This window comes from Ideonella sp. (assembly GCF_035254525.1).
Taxonomy (GTDB): domain Bacteria; phylum Pseudomonadota; class Gammaproteobacteria; order Burkholderiales; family Burkholderiaceae_C; genus Ideonella.
This window is the reverse complement of record NZ_DATFAN010000134.1, coordinates 1-14,441: the sequence shown is the minus strand read 5'-3', so window position 1 is coordinate 14,441 and position 14,441 is coordinate 1. Positions and strand designations below refer to the sequence as shown.

Genomic DNA, 14,441 nt, shown 5'->3' with positions numbered 1-14,441 from the left:
GGTCGATGTCGGCCACCAGCAGGCTGCGCAGGGGCCCCGCGTCGCGCGCCCAGCGCGCGGTGTCGAGGTTCACGTAGTCGCAAGCGGCGAGGTTGATCTCGGCGGGCGAGCCCGCCCCCTCGATCACCAGCAGCTCGTGCTGCGCATGCAGCCGGGCGAAGCTCTCGCGCGCGGCCTGCGCGAGCTGCGCGCTGCGCTCGCGCCACGGCAGGCGCGACAGCCCCGGCGCGACCTTGCCGTGCAGCACCACCTGGCTGGCCGTGTCGCACTCGGGCTTGAGCAGCACGGGGTTCATGTCGACCGTCGGATCGACGCGCGCGGCCAGCGCCTGGAAGTACTGCGCCGCGCCGATCTCGCCGAATCGGCCGTGCGTTCCGGCGACGACACGCGCGTTGTTGCTCATGTTCTGCGCCTTGAACGGCGCCACGTCGATGCCGCGCCGGGCCGCCCAGCGGCACAGCGCGGTCGCCAGCAGGCTCTTGCCGGCGCCGCTGGAGCAGCCCCAGACCATGATTGCTCGCGGGGTCATCGATGGGCCTTTCTCGTTGATTCGTGGTGCAGCGCGCCGATGGCCTCGCGCAGCGCTGCCAGCGCGGCCGGCGGCTGCACGCTCAAGCGCACCCAACCGGGCAGGCCGAAGGAGGCCGCGTCGCGCACTCTGATGCCCTGCACACGCAGCGCCGCCGGCGTCGCGCCGGACGGCAGCCGGACGCAGACGAAAGGCGTCACGCTGGGCCTGCACTCGGCGCCCACCTCGTCCAGCAGCGCCAGCAGCAGGCCCTTCCAGTGGCGCAGGGTCTCGCGCTGTGCGGCCAACCACTGCTGCGTGCTGTCGTCGGACCAGGCTTCGAGCATCGCCACGCCGTGCGCGCCGATCGGCCACGAGGGTTCGGCCGCCGCGAGCGCGTCGCGCCACCACGCGCCGGCAGCGCCGCTGGCGCGCGGTGCGATGGCGTAGGCCGCGCGCACGCCGGGCAGGCCCAGCGCCTTGTTGGGGCTGTGCAGCTCGAACACCGCGCTGCGCGCCTCGCCATCCCAGCCCGATCGGCCTTCGAGGCGCAGCGGCGCGTAGACGGCATCCAGCACCGTCGCGCAGGCGCCCGGCTCGGCCGGCGGCGCGGCGTCCTGGCCCAGTGGGCTCGAGGGGTCGGCGTACCAGCGCAGCGAGACGGCCGGGCCGTGGTGCTCGTCGCCGTCGACCAGCACGGCGCGGCCGCCGGCCCGCGCCGCCGCCCCGTAGTCGCCGTAGGCATGGCGCGGCACCTGCACCGGCCCGGGGGCGATGCGCGCGCCGACCGCCGTGATGCGCTGGATGAATTCGCTCGCGCTCGCGGCCGGCACGATGCGCTCGGGCGCGACGCCGTGCCAGGCCGCCAGCCGCTCGCGCAGCGCCTGGTAGCCGGGGTCGGGGTAGCGCGTGGCGTCGGCCCGCTGCAGCGCCGACAGCGCGGCGGGGCACGGGCCGGCTGCGTTGGCGTTGGTCGAGAAGTCCCATTGCGCGGCGCCGCGCGCATCCGGGCCGCCATGCAGTCGCGGCAGACGATCGATCATCGGGATCACCACGGCGCGCTCCGTAGCGCCACAGCCAGCGTGGCCAGGCCGGCCGCCGCCCAGGCCGCGGTGCCCGCCCCTCGCAGCGCACGGCGCAGATCGGCGGCCCCGGGCGCGGGGGCCGCCGGGTTCAGCCGGTAGACGCCCGGCTTGCCGAGCCCCACACCCAGCCGCAACGCCATCGCGCCCATCGGCCAGCCGCCGTTCGGCGACGGCGTCCGCGCGGCTTCCACGGGCAAGGCGCGCCAGGCCGCGGCGCGCCGGGGCAGCAACAGCGCCGCAGTCAGGCGCGCGGGGGCCCACGACAACAGGTCGTCGGCCCGCGCCGCCCACTTGCCGGCCCACTCGTAGCGGCCGCGGTAGCCCCACATCGCGTCCGCCGTGTTGGCGAAGCGGTAGGCCACCGCGCCGGGCAGGCCCAGCAGCGCGAACCAGGCCAGCGGCGCGACGACCGAATCGCTGAGGTTCTCGGCCAGGGTCTCGATCGCCGTCTCGCGCACCGCGCCTTCGTCGAGCCCCTGCACGTCGCGGCTGACCAGGCGGGCCAGGCGCCCGCGCGCGGCCGGCAGGCCCTGCTGCACCAATGCCGTCTCGACCGCGCCGACCTCGTCGCGCAGCATGCGCCAGGCGAAGCAGGGCTTGAGCAGCAGCGCCAGCAGCACCGCGGCCGCGGGCCAAGGCAGCGCGTGCAGCACGACGGCCTCGACCCACGCGGCGGCGGCACCCAGCGCCGCCACGCCCGCACACCAGGCCAACGCGCCGCCAACGAACGCCGCCACGGGCCGCCACGCACTCGCGCACCGGCCCCATGGCCCCAGCACCCGGCCCAGCCACGCCACCGGATGCCAGCGGTTCGGCGGCTCGCCGAACCAGGCATCCAGCCCCCAGGCGAGCGGCAGGGCCAGCGCGAGTGCGACCGGGTGGTTCATTCGCGAATCAGCTCCGGTGCCTGGAACACCAACTCGGTCGGCGCGAGCGGCGGCTGCGAGACCGCCCGCCGCAAGGTGCCCGGCGCGATCGCCAGCGGCGCCGCGAACCCCGCGCCGCCCCAGACGAAGGTGTGGAACTCGCCATCCTCGCCGCAGGGGCACACGCCGGCCGGCAAGCGCGCCAGCAATTCGGCGTCGTAGTCGGCGCCGCAGAAGCCGGCATCGAGCCGCCGCGTGTCCACGCAGACCAGGCGAGCGCGGATGCCGCGCCGGATGATCTCGGCGGCCAGCGCCGCGCGGGGCTCGCCCCACAGCGGGAATACCGCCTGCAGCCCGGCGCGCTCGCAGGCCGGCTCCAGCCAATCGCGGTGCGCCTGCAGGTCGATGTCGCCGAACACCAGGTGGCTGTGGCCGGTGTCGCGCAGCCGGGCGAGCTGCGCGGCAAAGCCGCTGCCGTAATCGCCGGGCCCGACTTCCGCCGGCTGCCAGGTGCCGCCGAGCGCTGCCACCTGCGCCGCGATCAATTCACGCGGCAGCGCGTGGCTCTTGCTCAGGCCCTCGGTGTCGAGCATGGTCAGGAAGGTGCACACGTCCAGGCCGGCTTCGCGGGCACGCAGCAGGGCCAGGCACGAGTCCTTGCCGGCGCTCCAGCTGATCGCGGCTTTCGGGGCGGAAGTGGTCATCGTCAGTCCTCGATGCCGCGCTGCGCCGGCACGCCGGCCTGGTAGTGGTGCTTGACCAGGCGCATCTCGGTCACCGTATCGGCCAGCGCGACCAGCTCGTCCGGCGCGTTGCGGCCGGTCAGTACCACATGCACGTCAGCCGGCCGCTCGCGCAGCGCCGCGAGCACCGGCTCCAGCGGCAGCCAGCCGTAGCGTATCGGGTACATGATCTCGTCGAGCACGACGAGGAAATGCGCGCCGGCGCGGATCGTCGCCTCGGCCCGGGCCCAGCCGTCGCGCGCGAGCTGGGCCGAGTGATCGAGGTCGCGGCTCTTCCAGCTGAAGCCGTCGCCGAGGCCCTCGATCGGGATGCCGAGTTGCCCGAACATGCGGTGCTCGCCGAAGCGCGCCGAAGGCACCTTCATGAACTGGTAGATCTTCACCGGCTTGCCGCGGCCATGCGCCCGCAGCGCGAGGCCGAAGGCGGCCGTGCTCTTGCCCTTGCCGTCGCCGGTGTGGACGATCACGAGGCCGCGCCGCTCGCCATCGGGCCGGGGCGTGCTGCGTTCGGTGGGTGGGGTTTCGATCTGCATGGGGTCAGGGGTCCAGGCACGGCAAGGCCACCGGGTGGCCGCCGCAGGTGTCGATGTGGATGGCCTGCTCGAAGCAGGCTTCGAGGGCCGCATGCAGCGCCGGGTCGCCCGGGGCGCCATCGGCTGCCAAGGCGCCCTCGCGCAGCACCAGCACGCGGTCGGCGCGCAGCGCCAGCGTCAGCTCGTGCAGCACGCTGACCACCGTGTGGGTGACGGCGAGTTGCCGCAGCAGGCGGGTCAGCGCCACCTGGTGCGGCGGGTCCAGGTGGGCGGTGGGTTCGTCGAGCAGCAGCACCGGCGCGCCGGTGGCCAGCGCCCGCGCCAGCAGCACGCGCTGGCGCTCGCCACCCGAGAGCGCATGCAGGCGCCGCCCGCGCCAGGCGAGGCAACCGGTGGCGTGCATCGCCGCGTCCACCGCCGCATCGTCGGCGGCGGTCGGCTGCGCGAACAGGCCGAGGTGGGCCAGGCGGCCGAGCTGCACCGTCTCGCGCGCCGTCAACTCGCCGGTGACCGCGCCGGCCTGGGCCAGCCAGGCGATGCGGCGGGCGCGCTCGCGCGGCGGGTGGTCGTGCAGCGGCCGGTCCCCGAGATGCACGTGGCCCGATCGCGGCGCCAGCAACCCGGCCAGCACACGTAGCAGCGTCGACTTGCCGGCACCGTTCGGGCCAACGATGGCCGTCCAGCCCGGGCGCAGCGCCATGCTGACGTCGCGCAGCACCAGCCGGCCGCCGAGCTCGACGGCAATGCCCTGGGCCTGCAGCACCGGCGCGTTCACCGCGCACCTCGCCGCCGCAGCAGCCGCATCAGGTAGCCGCCGCCGAGCACGGCCGTCAACACGCCCACCGGCAATTCCTGCGGCGCGATCAGGCAGCGCGCCAGCACGTCGGCCGCGAGCAGCAGCACACCGCCCATCGCGGCGCTGGCCGCCAGCGTGTAGGCCTGCGGCGCCGGCGCATGGCGGCGCAGCAGGTGCGGCGCGACCAGGCCGACGAAGGCCACGAGGCCCGCTTGCGAGACCGCGAGGCCGGTGCACAGCGCCAGCAGCCCGACCAGCACCAGGCGGATGCGCGGCAGATCCAGGCCCAGGCTCGCGGCGCTGTCGTCGCCCAGCGTCAGCGCATCGAGCGCGCGGGCATAGCGGCGTGCCAGCGGCAGCAGCAGCCCCACCCCACCCAGCAACAGCACCGTGCTGCTCCAGCCGAGCAGGCCGGTGCTGCCGAGCAGAAAGCTCTGCTTGCCGCGCAGCGCATCGGGCGAGATCGTGGTGACGAGGTCGCTGGCCGCGCCCAGCACCACGCCGACGACGACGCCCGCCAGCAGCAGGCGCATCGGCTCGCGCGCGCCGCGCGCCAGCGCCAGCGTCAGCAACAGGCCGGCCAGCGCGCCGACGAACGCCGCCAGCACGAGGCCCAGGCGCGCCAGCCACTGCGCGGTGGCCAAGCCGATGACGGCGCCGCCCAGCGAGGCGCCGGCCAGCACCAGCACCACCGACAGCCCCGCGCCGGCAGCCGTGCCGAGCAGGTAGGGATCGGCCAGCGGATTGCGGAACAGCGCCTGCGCCATCGCACCCGCCAGGCCCAGCAAGGCGCCGACACCCCAGGCGCCGAGCGTGCGCGGGGCGCGGATCTCGCCGAGGATCAGCGCGGCCTGCTCGCCGCGGGCATCGGCAGTGAATTCGCTCCACGACAGGCCCGACGGGCCGGCCACGAGGCCGAGCAGGCCGAGCACGACGCTGAGTCCGAACAGGGTCAGCAACAGGCGGCGACGGCGCACACCGTCGATCGCCTCGGCGGGTACCCGCGCCTCCCGCTGAGCAGCCACCGTCGAACTCATGAGAGGTGCCCCGGCCGGCGCGGCTGGACTGCTGATGTCGCGGCGAGCAGGGCGGAGGCGGCGCCCCCGTTCTCCGGCCCACCACGCGGGGCACCCTCGCGGCAAGGCACGGACAGCCGCATCAACACCGTGGTGCCCGGGATGCATGGGAGGCTACCGCGAATGGGGCCTGCGCCCGGGGGCACCACCACCGCCCTGCAGGCATCGTGGGTGGCGTGCCTCGCCGTGGCGTGCCGCGCGGGTGCCTCGGGTCGGTGGCTTGGGGCACGATCGCAGGCCCCATTCGCGGTAGCCTCCCATCGCTGCAAGAGAACACCGTGTTGATGGAGAGCCCTCAGCAGTCTGCAAACCGTGCCCCGCGTGGTGGGCCGGAGAGCGTGCCCCAAGCCGCCGGCCCAGCGCGCCCACCGCCGCATGCAGGCTGCCGCAACGGCCCACCAAGCACGGTTGCCAAAGGGGGCGAGGCCGAGCCCCATGTCAGCGCCCCAACCCCGCCACACAATCCGCCAGCGCCATCGCCGCTTCGCCCAGTCGCGGCCCCGGGCGAATCAGCAACTCGTAGCGTGCCGGCTCGAAGCCGCAGGCGTGCGCGGGCCGCGCCTGCAACGCACGCAGCGACCGCCAGCCTGGCCGCGACGGCATGTCGAGCAGCGCGCGCTGCGCGGCCATCACGATGTCGGGCTGGGCGCGCACGACAGCCTCGGGGTTCAGCCGCGGGAACGGGCCCTGCTCGGGCGGCACGATGTTGCCCAAGGCCAGCCGCGCCAGCGTCTCGCCGATGAACGACGCAGCGCCGGCGGCGTACGGATCGGGAGCGACTTCGAAGTACACGCGCTGGCCGCGCTGGGCTGGCGGCACACGCGCGGCCGCGGCGCGCAGCTCGGCCTCGATGCCGGCCCACAGCGTGTCGGCCGCCGCCGGCGTGCCGAGCAGTTGCGCCAGCAGCCCCAGCGTGCGCCGCACGTCGGCATGGGTCTGCGATTCGAGCAGCACCACGCGCAAGCCTAAGTCCTGCAGCCGCTCGACCACGCGGGCCGACTTGGCCGCCAGCACCACGTCGGGCTTGAGCGCGACGATGCGCTCGATCTGCGCGTCCTCGAGCCCGCCCAGGTGGGGCAAGGCGTTGACCTGGTCTGGCCAGTTCGAATAGCGGTCGACGCCGACCAGCCGGCCGCAGCCGCCGAGCGCGCAGACGCTCTCGGTCAGCGAGGGCAACAGGCTGACGATGCGCTGCGGCGGCGCGGCCAGCCGGTGCTCAGCGCCGGCATCGTCGCGCAGCACGATCGCGGCGTGGGCCGAAGGCTCGCTGCCCAGCCACAGGGCAGCGAGCAGGGACGCGGCATGCAGTAGGCGATGCATCGTCATGGCCGCTTCACCGGCATCTCGATGCCGGCGACCATCAGCGTCACGCGCTCGCACACGGCCGCGATGCGCTGGTGCAGCACGCCGAGTGCGTCGATGAACTGGCGCGCTTCGCGGCCCAGCGGCGCCAGGCCCAGCGCGATCTCGTTCGACACCAGCACCACCGGGCCGGGGGCGGCGCGCAGCGCATCGCACAGCGCGGCCTGGCGGGCGAGCCATTCCGACTCCGGCAGCGCGGTGCCCGTCAGCGGCAGGCGCAACTGCGTCAGCCACAGCGTCAGGCAATCGACCACCAGCAGCCGGCGCGGCGCGCTGTGCTCGGCCAGCGCCTCGGACAGGGCATGAGGCTCTTCCAGCGTCTGCAACTGCGGCACGCGGCGCGCACGCTCGGCCTGGTGGCGCGCGATGCGCTCGGCCATCTCGCCATCGCCGGCCATGGCGGTCGCGACCAGCCAGGCCTCGCGCGATGGGCCGGCAGCGAGCCAGTCCGCCGCGCGCTGCTCGGCACAGCGCGACTTGCCACTCTTCTGCCCACCGAGGATCAACTCGTGCATGGTCTCGCCCGGCTCAGAGCGAATAACGAACGCCCAGCCAGGCCTGCCGGCCCAGGCCCTGGTAGTCGCGCACCGGCTGCAGGTCTTCGTCGGTCGCGTTGAGCAGCTTGGCCTCGAGCGACCAGTGCGGCGCGAACTGCCAGCGGGCCTTCAGGTCCAGCGTGGTTTCCTCGGGCAGCGTCACGCCGCCGTCGGGCCGCGCGCCGACCTGCAGCACGGCGGCGCCGAAGCGCCAGGCGCCGGTGGTGTAGTCGGCGCTCAAGCTCGCCTGGTGGGCAGCCCGACGGGTCAGGCGCGCGCCGGTGTCGGCGTCCTTGGCATCGGTGAAGTCGAATTGCGCGCGCCATTGCCAGCCGCCCCACTGGGCGCCACCCGACAGCGTCAGGCCCTGCAGCCGGGCGCGCGCGGTGTTGGCCGCGCAGCCGAAGCCGTAGGCCGCATCGGGTGGGCAGAAGCTGCGGTCGCTCTGGTAGCCGATCAGGTCGCGCACGCGGTTGTGCCAGGCGGTGGCCGAGACGTCGAAGGCGTCCCAGCGTCCGTCAATGCCGAGTTCGACGCTGCGGCCGCGCTCGGGGCGGATGCCCGCAACGCCATAGCCCGGGTAGAACTCGTCGTTGAAGCTGGGCGCCCGGAACGAGGTGCCGGCCAGCGCCCGCGCGCGCCAGCCCGGCGCAAGCTCGATCGAGCCGCCGAGCCGGCCGGTGTTCACCTCGCCGTACACCGAGTTGTCGTCGTGGCGCAGGTCGAGCTGCGCGCGCACCGGCCCGAGCGCGCCCAGCCACGCGAGCACCAGCGCATGGTTGTCGCGCTGCTCGCTCGCGGCGAAGGCGCTCGAGTCGGCCTTCTCGGTCAGGCCCTCGTAGGCGAAGGTCAGGCGCTGGTCGGGCGCCGGGCGCCAGGTGGCCTGCGCGTCGAGCTGCTCGCGCCGCGTCCGGTAGCGGTCGATCTGGGTGCCGCCGCTGTGCAGGTCGTCGTCCTGGGCCGAGGCGCGCAACGTGGTCACCCAGGCGGGGCTCCACTCGGCGCGGTGCTCGATCGCGGCCAGCTGGTTGTCGAGCTTGTTGTGGAAGTCGGGCGACGGATCCTGCGCATAGTCCGGCGGCAGGAACTCGCTGGCGTCGTAGCGTGCATCGAGCTTGCTCTGCAGCAGCGACAGCCCGATGCGGTGGCCCTCGGCCGGCCGCCAACCGAGCTGCGCCTGCGCGGTGGTGCGGCGCGAGCCGTCGCGGTCGGGGTTGTAGTTGCCGAAACGGTCGTTCGGGCGCAAGGTCGACACGCCATCGAGCTGTTCGTGCGACAGCGAGCCGGCCACGTCGACATCGCCGACGCGGCTGCTCGCATGGATCGCGCCCTCGGCCGCGCCGTACTGGCCCGCGGCCAGCCAGGCGCTGGCATGGGTGCCCTGCCCGCCGCGGCGGGTGAAGATCTGCACGACGCCGCCGGCTCCATCGGCGCCGTAGAGGCTGGAGCCGGGGCCGCGCAGCACCTCGATGCGCTCGATCATGCCCAGGCTCAAGCCCTCGAACTCGACCTGGCCCAATGTGGCCGAGCCAATGCGCACGCCATCGACCAGCACCAGCGTGTTGCCGACGCCCGCGCCGCGGATCATCAGGCCGGCCGAGGCACCGGGGCCGCCGTTGCGCGAGAGCTGCAGGCCGGCCTCGCGGCGCAGCAGGTCTTCGAGCGAATCGGCGCTCGAGGCCTGGATCTGCTCGGCGTCGATCACCACCAGGTCGGCGGCGAGCCAACCGGCAGCGACCGGCTCGCGCGAACCGGTGACGACGATGCGGCCGGGCTCGACGGCAGCGGCCGCGGCGGCGTTGGCGGTGTTCGAGGACGTGGTTTGCGCGCAGGCGAGCGCGGGCGCGGCGCACAGCAGCGCCAGGGCGGCACGGGGCCGGAAAGGCAAGGAAGGCATGGAAACAACGAAAGCCATCGTGCATGCCGGCTTCCCCGCCAGCTCGCACCTCACGGCGCTGCCGCTCGCGCGGCGCGCCACCTCGTTGGCCGGTATCCGGGCTGACGGAATCGACCCGTGATCCCTTCCCAGGCGCACCGAAGCGCCCAGTGGGTTGTGTGTCACGAGCTGAAGGCCGGTCGTCGGACCGCGCCCTCTTCCGCTTACCGTTGCGGGGGCAGCGCAGGTTGGGGTGTTGCCGTCGGCGCGACCCTCCCTGCTTCCCGTTGAACTGCACGGTCGAGACCGACCGTGCGAGCACCAACGGCCGGGATCATAGCCGCAGGGCGCGGGAGAGGACACGCTGGGCGGCGTCGACCAACCGCCACGGCGAGTAGCGTGAATCCAACGCTTGCTTATGCTGATGCGACGCATTCGCATTTAGAATCGCAACCACGCCCGGCCCTGACCGCCTGCAACCCACCCCCTTTCGAGACCTTCATGCGCTTCACGCCCCTCACGATCGCGGCAGCCACCGCCCTGCTGGCCCTGGCCGGTGCCGCCCGGGCCGACGAAAACCTGTTCGGCTACGTCCGTGGTTCCGAGGTGCTGCCCAAGGGCGCCAGCGAGTTCTACCAGTGGTTCACGCAGCGCTCGGACAAGGGCCAGGGCACCTACCGCGCACTCGATTCGAAGACCGAGTTCGAGTACGGCGTCACCGACCGCTTCCAGGTCTCCGGCGAGCTGAACGCCATGGCGCTGAACACCTCGGGGCTGACGATCGACGGCTACCTGCCGTCGGCCAAGAAGTTCGGCATGAAGCCCTCCTCGGTGGAGGTCTCGGTGAAGTACAACTTCCTCAGCCCGGCCAAGGACGACTTCGGCCTGTCCAACCAGACCTCGCTCGAATACGGCTGGGTCGATCCGCATTCGGGCCAGAAGAAGACCGAGTACGAGCTGGAGAGCACGCTGCTCGCGCAGAAGTACTTCCTCGAAGGGCAACTCACGTGGGTCGGCAACCTCGGCGTGCGCGCCGCCTACGAGAAGCGGGCGGCAATCGCCGACCTGCCCGAAGGCTTCGACTGGCCGACCGACCCCGAGATGGAGATCAACCTCAAGGTCGGCACCGGCCTGTCGTACCGCTTCGCCCCGAACTGGTACGTGGGCGCGGAGATGCTGCACGAGACCGAGTACGAGACCGAGGTCGGCGTCGAACGCTGGTCGCTGTTCGCGGGCCCGTCGCTGCACTACGGCGGCGAGAGGTGGTGGACCACGCTCACCCTGTTCCGGCAGCTTCGCGGCGGCGGGGAGAAGTACGAGGGCCAGACCCAGACCGACCTTCACCTGATCGAGAAGACCCGCAACGAGATCCGGCTGAAGGTCGGCTACAACTTCTGAAGGCCCTGCCCCCACCATGCCCCGCCCGCTCGAACTGGCCGCCGTCCTGCTGCCCACGGCGTTCCTTGCCCAGGCCCATGCCACCGACTACCTGACGGCGGCGCAGGCGCAGACCCTGCTGTTCCCGGCCGCGAAGACCTTCGTCGACGCGACGCTCAAGCTCACACCCGAGCAGCGCGACCACATCAGGGACCAGGCCGGCGTGCGCCAGCGCAGCGAGGAGCAGCGGGCCTGGCGGGCCGAGCGCGACGGCCAGCTGCTCGGCTGGTTCTTCGTCGATGACGTGATCGGCAAGCACGAGTTCATCACCTATGCGGCCGCGGTGGGCCCCGACGGCAAGGTGTTGGGCATCGAGATCCTGAGCTACCGCGAGACCCACGGCGGCCAGGTGCGCGATGCACCTTGGCGGCGCCACTTCGTCGGCAAGTCGCTCGCCGACCCGTTCAAGCTCGACGAGGACGTGCCCAACATCAGCGGCGCGACGCTGTCGTGCCGCAACCTGCTCGACGGCGTCAAGCGCCTGCTGGTCGTGCACAAGTTGTTCCTCGCCCATGCCTGAGCACGCGCCTCGCCGGGTCAGGCGCATGCGCCCGCTGCTCGGCACGTTCGTCGAGATCGGCGCCCAGGCCCCGGGCAGCACCGACGAGCGCGCGCTCGGACTGGCCATCGACGCAGCCTTCGCCGAGATCGAGCAGGCCCAGATGCGCTGGAGCTTTCATGCGCCCGACAGCGAGCTCTCGAGGCTGAACAGCGCCCGCGGCCGGCCGGTGCCGTTGCCGCGCCGCACCCTGCATCTGCTGCGCCTGGCACGCGCCATGACGGCGCGCAGCGGCGGCCTGTTCGACTGCACGGTCGGCGGGCTGCTCGTCGAGGCCGGCGCCCTGCCCGACCACGGCGGGCCGGCGCCCCGGCCGCGCGGCAGCGCCGACGACATCGAGATCGGGCCGAGCGCGGCGCGCCTGAAGCGGCCGCTGCGCCTGACGCTGGACGGCATCGCCAAGGGCTTCGCGGTCGACCTGGCGATCGCCGCGATGAAGCGCCGGGGCGCGCCGGCCGGCTGGGTCAACGCCGGCGGTGACCTGCGGGTGTTCGGCGACCTGGTACTTCCGGTCGCGCGCCGCGAAACCGGCGGGCAGCTGGCGCCCTTGGGCGGCCTGCGCCAATGCGCGCTAGCCAGCTCCGGCGCCAGCCTTGGCGAGCCGCAGCGCCATGCGGCGGTGCTGGTCGGCCCGGGTGACCACCCGCTGCCCACGGCCGTCCACAGCGTACTGGCGCGCAGCGCCTGGCGCGCCGATGCGCTGACCAAGGTGGCCGCCGCGGCGCCGGCGGATCAGCGCGCGGCCCGGGTGCGCGCCCTGGGTGGCTGCGTGATCGGTGGCCCGGCCGGCGCGCCGATTCCGATGGGAGCGGCGGCATGACGCACGCCGTGCTGCGCCTGCCGACCTGGCAGCGCCGCGTCCTGCATGGGGCGGCGTGGTCGCTGCTGGCCACCGGCGTGGTGTGGCTGGCCGTGCACTACAGCATCGGCGCCGGGGCCGACGAACTGCCTCACCCGCTGGAAGTGCTGTGCCTGCGCCTGCACGGTGCCGCAGCGTTCGTCGGCCTGTTCGCTCTGGGCGTGCTGGCCGCCGGGCACGTGCCGGCGGGCTGGCGCGTCACGCGCGGCGCGGCGCGTCGCGCCCGCCGCGGCGCCCAGCGCCACACCGGCGTCGCGTTGCTCTCGCTCGCGGCCGTCCTGGCGGGCACGGGCTACGCGCTGTACTACGTCACACCGGAAGATTGGCGCCCCGCGGTCGGCTGGTTGCACGCCGGCGCCGGCCTGCTCATGGCCGTGCTGGGCGTCGTGCATGGCCGCTGGATGCGCCAGCATGGCCCCGCCGCGCGGCACACCGCCCGGGCCGCGCACGACGGTGCCGCCCAGTCGGCGCCGGTGTCACCCGGCGGCCCCTTCAGCGGGTAGACGGACCACGCAGCGCGCGGCCAGGCCGCGCAGCGCCCGCACCAGCGCCTCGACCTCGTCGGCGCGGTGCGCGGCGCTCAGCGCGATGCGCAGCCGGGCCGTGCCCGCCGGCACGGTGGGCGGGCGGATCGCCGGCACCCACAGGCCGGCGTCCTGCAGGCCGGCCATCACGCGCAGCGCGGCCGCGTTGTCGCCGATGACCAGCGGCTGGATCGCGGTGTCGGACGGCATCAGGTACCAGCCCGCGGCGTCGACGGCCGCGTTCGCGCCGGGCGCGAGGCCGTCGCGCAGCTGGGCGATCAGCCCGGCCAGGTGCGCACGCATCGCGTCGCCCTCGGCGCTGCCGACGATGCGCAGGGCCGCGCGCAGGGCCTCGGCCAGCAAGGCAGGCGCGGCCGTCGCATAGGTGTAGCTGCGGGTCTTCTGCAGCAACCACTCGACGAGCCGCTCGGGCCCGGCGACGAAGGCGCCCGCCGCGCCGAGCGCCTTGCTCAGCGTGGCCATGTAGAGCACCCGCGGCGAGGCCGCGCCGCCGGTCAGCCCCGCCGCGGCCAGCGTGCCGCGGCCCTGCGGCCCCAGCAGCCCGAAGCCATGGGCATCGTCGACCAGCAGCAGGGCGTCGTGCCGGTCGGCCAGCGCCACCAGCGCGCGCAGCTCGGCCACGTCGCCGTCCATGCTGAACACCGCGTCGGTCAGGATCAGCTTGCGGCGCGCCGGCTCGGCGGCGAGTTGCGCATCGAGCGCGGCAAGATCGGCATGGTCGAAGCGGCGGATCGTGGCCTTGGCCAGCCGCGCGCCGTCGATCAGGCAGGCGTGGTTCAGCGCATCCGAGAAGATCGCATCGCCCGGGCCGACCAGGGCCGGCACGATGCTCGCGTTGGTCGCGTAGCCGGCGTAGAAGTACAGCGCACGCGGCAGCTGCACGAAGGCCGCCAGTTCGGTTTCGAGCGCGGCATTCGCGGCGCTGTAGCCGCTGACCATCGGCGAGCCGCCGGAGCCGACGCCGTAGGCATCGACCGCCCCGTGCACCGCGGCCTTCAGCGCCGGGTGGCCCGACAGGCCCAGGTAGTCGTTGCTGCAAAAGGCCAGCATCGAGCGGCCGTTCACCGTGAGGCGCGCGCCCTGCTCGGGCACGACGACACGGCGGGTGCGGGTCAGGTTCGCCTCGGCCAGCTCGGCCAGGCGGGTGTCGAATTCAGCCAGCCAACTCATTGCAGTTCCAGGGGCAAGTTCAGCGCGATCGCGGCCGGATCCGGCCGTTCGGTCCACGGCACGACGCCGAGCAGCGGCGCGGCCAACAGCGCGCGCAGGGTGTCGAGGTTCTCGTCGGCGCAGGCCATCGCCGGATCGATGCGGTTGGCGACCCAACCCGCGAGCGCCAAGCCGTCCGCGCGGATCGCCTCGGCGCTCAGCAGCGCGTGGTTGATGCAGCCCAGCCGCAGGCCGACGACGAGCACGACGGGCGCGCCGAGTTCGCGCGCGAAGTCGGCCAGCGTCTGGCCCTCGTCGTTCAGCGGCACGCGCCAGCCGCCGGCGCCTTCGACAACCAGCGCATCGGCCTGTGCGGCGAGCTGGCGCGCCGGCGCCAGCAGGTCCGCCACGCGCACCGTCACGCCGGCGCGGCGCGCGGCCAGGTGGGGCGACAGCGGCTCGGGCAGCGCGACCGGGTTGTCGAGCTCCGGCAGAACCGAAAACGTGGAGG

Annotated in this window: 15 protein-coding genes, 1 pseudogene and 1 riboswitch; of the genes and pseudogenes, 4 read left to right on the top strand and 12 right to left on the bottom strand. The window is 73.8% G+C overall.

From position 1 onward, the window contains the following. The 10 genes and pseudogenes from VJ693_RS13190 to VJ693_RS13145 form a co-directional block, all read right to left on the bottom strand. A pseudogene (locus VJ693_RS13190) lies at positions 1-529 on the bottom strand (cobyric acid synthase CobQ); the annotation flags it as partial. Beyond that, the gene (locus VJ693_RS13185; RefSeq protein ID WP_324154774.1) at positions 526-1,551 is read right to left on the bottom strand and encodes an aminotransferase class I/II-fold pyridoxal phosphate-dependent enzyme; all 1,026 of its coding nucleotides are present in this window, start codon (positions 1,549-1,551) and stop codon (positions 526-528) included. The pseudogene VJ693_RS13190 and the gene VJ693_RS13185, both read right to left, overlap by 4 nt. Before the next feature lie 5 nt (positions 1,552-1,556). Then, the gene (gene cbiB, locus VJ693_RS13180) at positions 1,557-2,480 is read right to left on the bottom strand and encodes an adenosylcobinamide-phosphate synthase CbiB (RefSeq protein ID WP_324154772.1); all 924 of its coding nucleotides are present in this window, start codon (positions 2,478-2,480) and stop codon (positions 1,557-1,559) included. Then, a complete protein-coding gene (locus VJ693_RS13175; RefSeq protein ID WP_324154770.1) occupies positions 2,477-3,163 on the bottom strand; it encodes an adenosine nucleotide hydrolase in 687 nt (228 codons plus the stop codon). The genes cbiB and VJ693_RS13175 overlap by 4 nt, the downstream gene beginning before the upstream one ends. Positions 3,164-3,165: 2 nt before the next feature. After that, the gene (cobO, locus tag VJ693_RS13170; protein ID WP_324154769.1) at positions 3,166-3,735 is read right to left on the bottom strand and encodes a cob(I)yrinic acid a,c-diamide adenosyltransferase; all 570 of its coding nucleotides are present in this window, start codon (positions 3,733-3,735) and stop codon (positions 3,166-3,168) included. Positions 3,736-3,739: 4 nt separating this feature from the next. Continuing rightward, positions 3,740-4,510 carry an ABC transporter ATP-binding protein gene (locus tag VJ693_RS13165; protein WP_324154767.1) on the bottom strand — a complete coding sequence of 257 codons (771 nt, stop codon included), beginning with the start codon at positions 4,508-4,510 and terminating at the stop codon, positions 3,740-3,742. Next, positions 4,507-5,568, bottom strand: a complete 1,062-nt coding sequence (locus VJ693_RS13160; protein ID WP_414652276.1) for a FecCD family ABC transporter permease — start codon at positions 5,566-5,568, stop codon at positions 4,507-4,509. Before VJ693_RS13160 ends, VJ693_RS13165 begins: the two co-directional genes overlap by 4 nt. A 477-nt stretch (positions 5,569-6,045) precedes the next feature. Continuing rightward, entirely contained in the window at positions 6,046-6,933 is an 888-nt protein-coding gene (locus tag VJ693_RS13155) for an ABC transporter substrate-binding protein (RefSeq protein ID WP_414652274.1), read from the bottom strand. After that, complete coding sequence (locus VJ693_RS13150; protein ID WP_324154763.1) at positions 6,930-7,484, bottom strand: bifunctional adenosylcobinamide kinase/adenosylcobinamide-phosphate guanylyltransferase; 555 nt, start codon at positions 7,482-7,484, stop codon at positions 6,930-6,932. The genes VJ693_RS13155 and VJ693_RS13150 overlap by 4 nt, the downstream gene beginning before the upstream one ends. Positions 7,485-7,497: 13 nt before the next feature. After that, the gene (locus VJ693_RS13145) at positions 7,498-9,402 is read right to left on the bottom strand and encodes a TonB-dependent receptor domain-containing protein (RefSeq protein ID WP_324154761.1); all 1,905 of its coding nucleotides are present in this window, start codon (positions 9,400-9,402) and stop codon (positions 7,498-7,500) included. A 70-nt stretch (positions 9,403-9,472) separates the two neighbouring features. Next, positions 9,473-9,722, bottom strand: a riboswitch (cobalamin riboswitch). A gap of 160 nt (positions 9,723-9,882) precedes the next feature. Between VJ693_RS13145 and VJ693_RS13140 the strand changes: the two genes are divergently transcribed. The 4 genes from VJ693_RS13140 to VJ693_RS13125 are packed head-to-tail and all read left to right on the top strand — an operon-like array spanning position 9,883 to position 12,739. Next, positions 9,883-10,779: a DUF6662 family protein gene (locus tag VJ693_RS13140; protein WP_324154758.1), complete on the top strand. Its 897-nt coding sequence runs from the start codon at positions 9,883-9,885 to the stop codon at positions 10,777-10,779. Positions 10,780-10,795: 16 nt separating this feature from the next. Beyond that, positions 10,796-11,338, top strand: coding sequence for an FMN-binding protein (locus VJ693_RS13135; RefSeq protein WP_324154756.1), 543 nt, complete (start codon positions 10,796-10,798; stop codon positions 11,336-11,338). 25 nt (positions 11,339-11,363) lie between these two features. Continuing rightward, positions 11,364-12,197, top strand: coding sequence for an FAD:protein FMN transferase (locus VJ693_RS13130; RefSeq protein WP_324154754.1), 834 nt, complete (start codon positions 11,364-11,366; stop codon positions 12,195-12,197). Then, positions 12,194-12,739, top strand: a complete 546-nt coding sequence (locus VJ693_RS13125; RefSeq protein ID WP_324154753.1) for a hypothetical protein — start codon at positions 12,194-12,196, stop codon at positions 12,737-12,739. The genes VJ693_RS13130 and VJ693_RS13125 overlap by 4 nt, the downstream gene beginning before the upstream one ends. Here the strand turns inward: VJ693_RS13125 and VJ693_RS13120 are convergent. Both VJ693_RS13120 and bioD read right to left on the bottom strand, forming a co-directional pair. Continuing rightward, positions 12,713-13,951 (bottom strand): 8-amino-7-oxononanoate synthase, encoded by a 1,239-nt coding sequence (locus tag VJ693_RS13120; RefSeq protein ID WP_324154751.1) that lies wholly within the window; start codon positions 13,949-13,951, stop codon positions 12,713-12,715. The genes VJ693_RS13125 and VJ693_RS13120 overlap by 27 nt on opposite strands. Beyond that, positions 13,948-14,441: dethiobiotin synthase (gene bioD / locus VJ693_RS13115; protein ID WP_324154749.1), on the bottom strand; the 494-nt coding region annotated here is incomplete at its 5' end. The genes bioD and VJ693_RS13120, both read right to left, overlap by 4 nt.

Bases quoted from the DNA above. Each gene is read 5' to 3' on its own strand.
- VJ693_RS13185 (WP_324154774.1), bottom strand. From the start codon at position 1,551: ATGATCGATCGTCTGCCGCGACTGCATGGCGGCCCGGATGCGCGCGGC.
- cbiB (WP_324154772.1), bottom strand. From the start codon at position 2,480: ATGAACCACCCGGTCGCACTCGCGCTGGCCCTGCCGCTCGCCTGGGGG.
- VJ693_RS13175 (WP_324154770.1), bottom strand. From the start codon at position 3,163: ATGACCACTTCCGCCCCGAAAGCCGCGATCAGCTGGAGCGCCGGCAAG.
- cobO (WP_324154769.1), bottom strand. From the start codon at position 3,735: ATGCAGATCGAAACCCCACCCACCGAACGCAGCACGCCCCGGCCCGAT.
- VJ693_RS13160 (WP_414652276.1), bottom strand. From the start codon at position 5,568: ATGAGTTCGACGGTGGCTGCTCAGCGGGAGGCGCGGGTACCCGCCGAG.
- VJ693_RS13155 (WP_414652274.1), bottom strand. From the start codon at position 6,933: ATGACGATGCATCGCCTACTGCATGCCGCGTCCCTGCTCGCTGCCCTG.
- VJ693_RS13150 (WP_324154763.1), bottom strand. From the start codon at position 7,484: ATGCACGAGTTGATCCTCGGTGGGCAGAAGAGTGGCAAGTCGCGCTGT.
- VJ693_RS13145 (WP_324154761.1), bottom strand. From the start codon at position 9,402: ATGCCTTCCTTGCCTTTCCGGCCCCGTGCCGCCCTGGCGCTGCTGTGC.
- VJ693_RS13140 (WP_324154758.1), top strand. From the start codon at position 9,883: ATGCGCTTCACGCCCCTCACGATCGCGGCAGCCACCGCCCTGCTGGCC.
- VJ693_RS13135 (WP_324154756.1), top strand. From the start codon at position 10,796: ATGCCCCGCCCGCTCGAACTGGCCGCCGTCCTGCTGCCCACGGCGTTC.
- VJ693_RS13130 (WP_324154754.1), top strand. From the start codon at position 11,364: ATGCGCCCGCTGCTCGGCACGTTCGTCGAGATCGGCGCCCAGGCCCCG.
- VJ693_RS13125 (WP_324154753.1), top strand. From the start codon at position 12,194: ATGACGCACGCCGTGCTGCGCCTGCCGACCTGGCAGCGCCGCGTCCTG.
- VJ693_RS13120 (WP_324154751.1), bottom strand. From the start codon at position 13,951: ATGAGTTGGCTGGCTGAATTCGACACCCGCCTGGCCGAGCTGGCCGAG.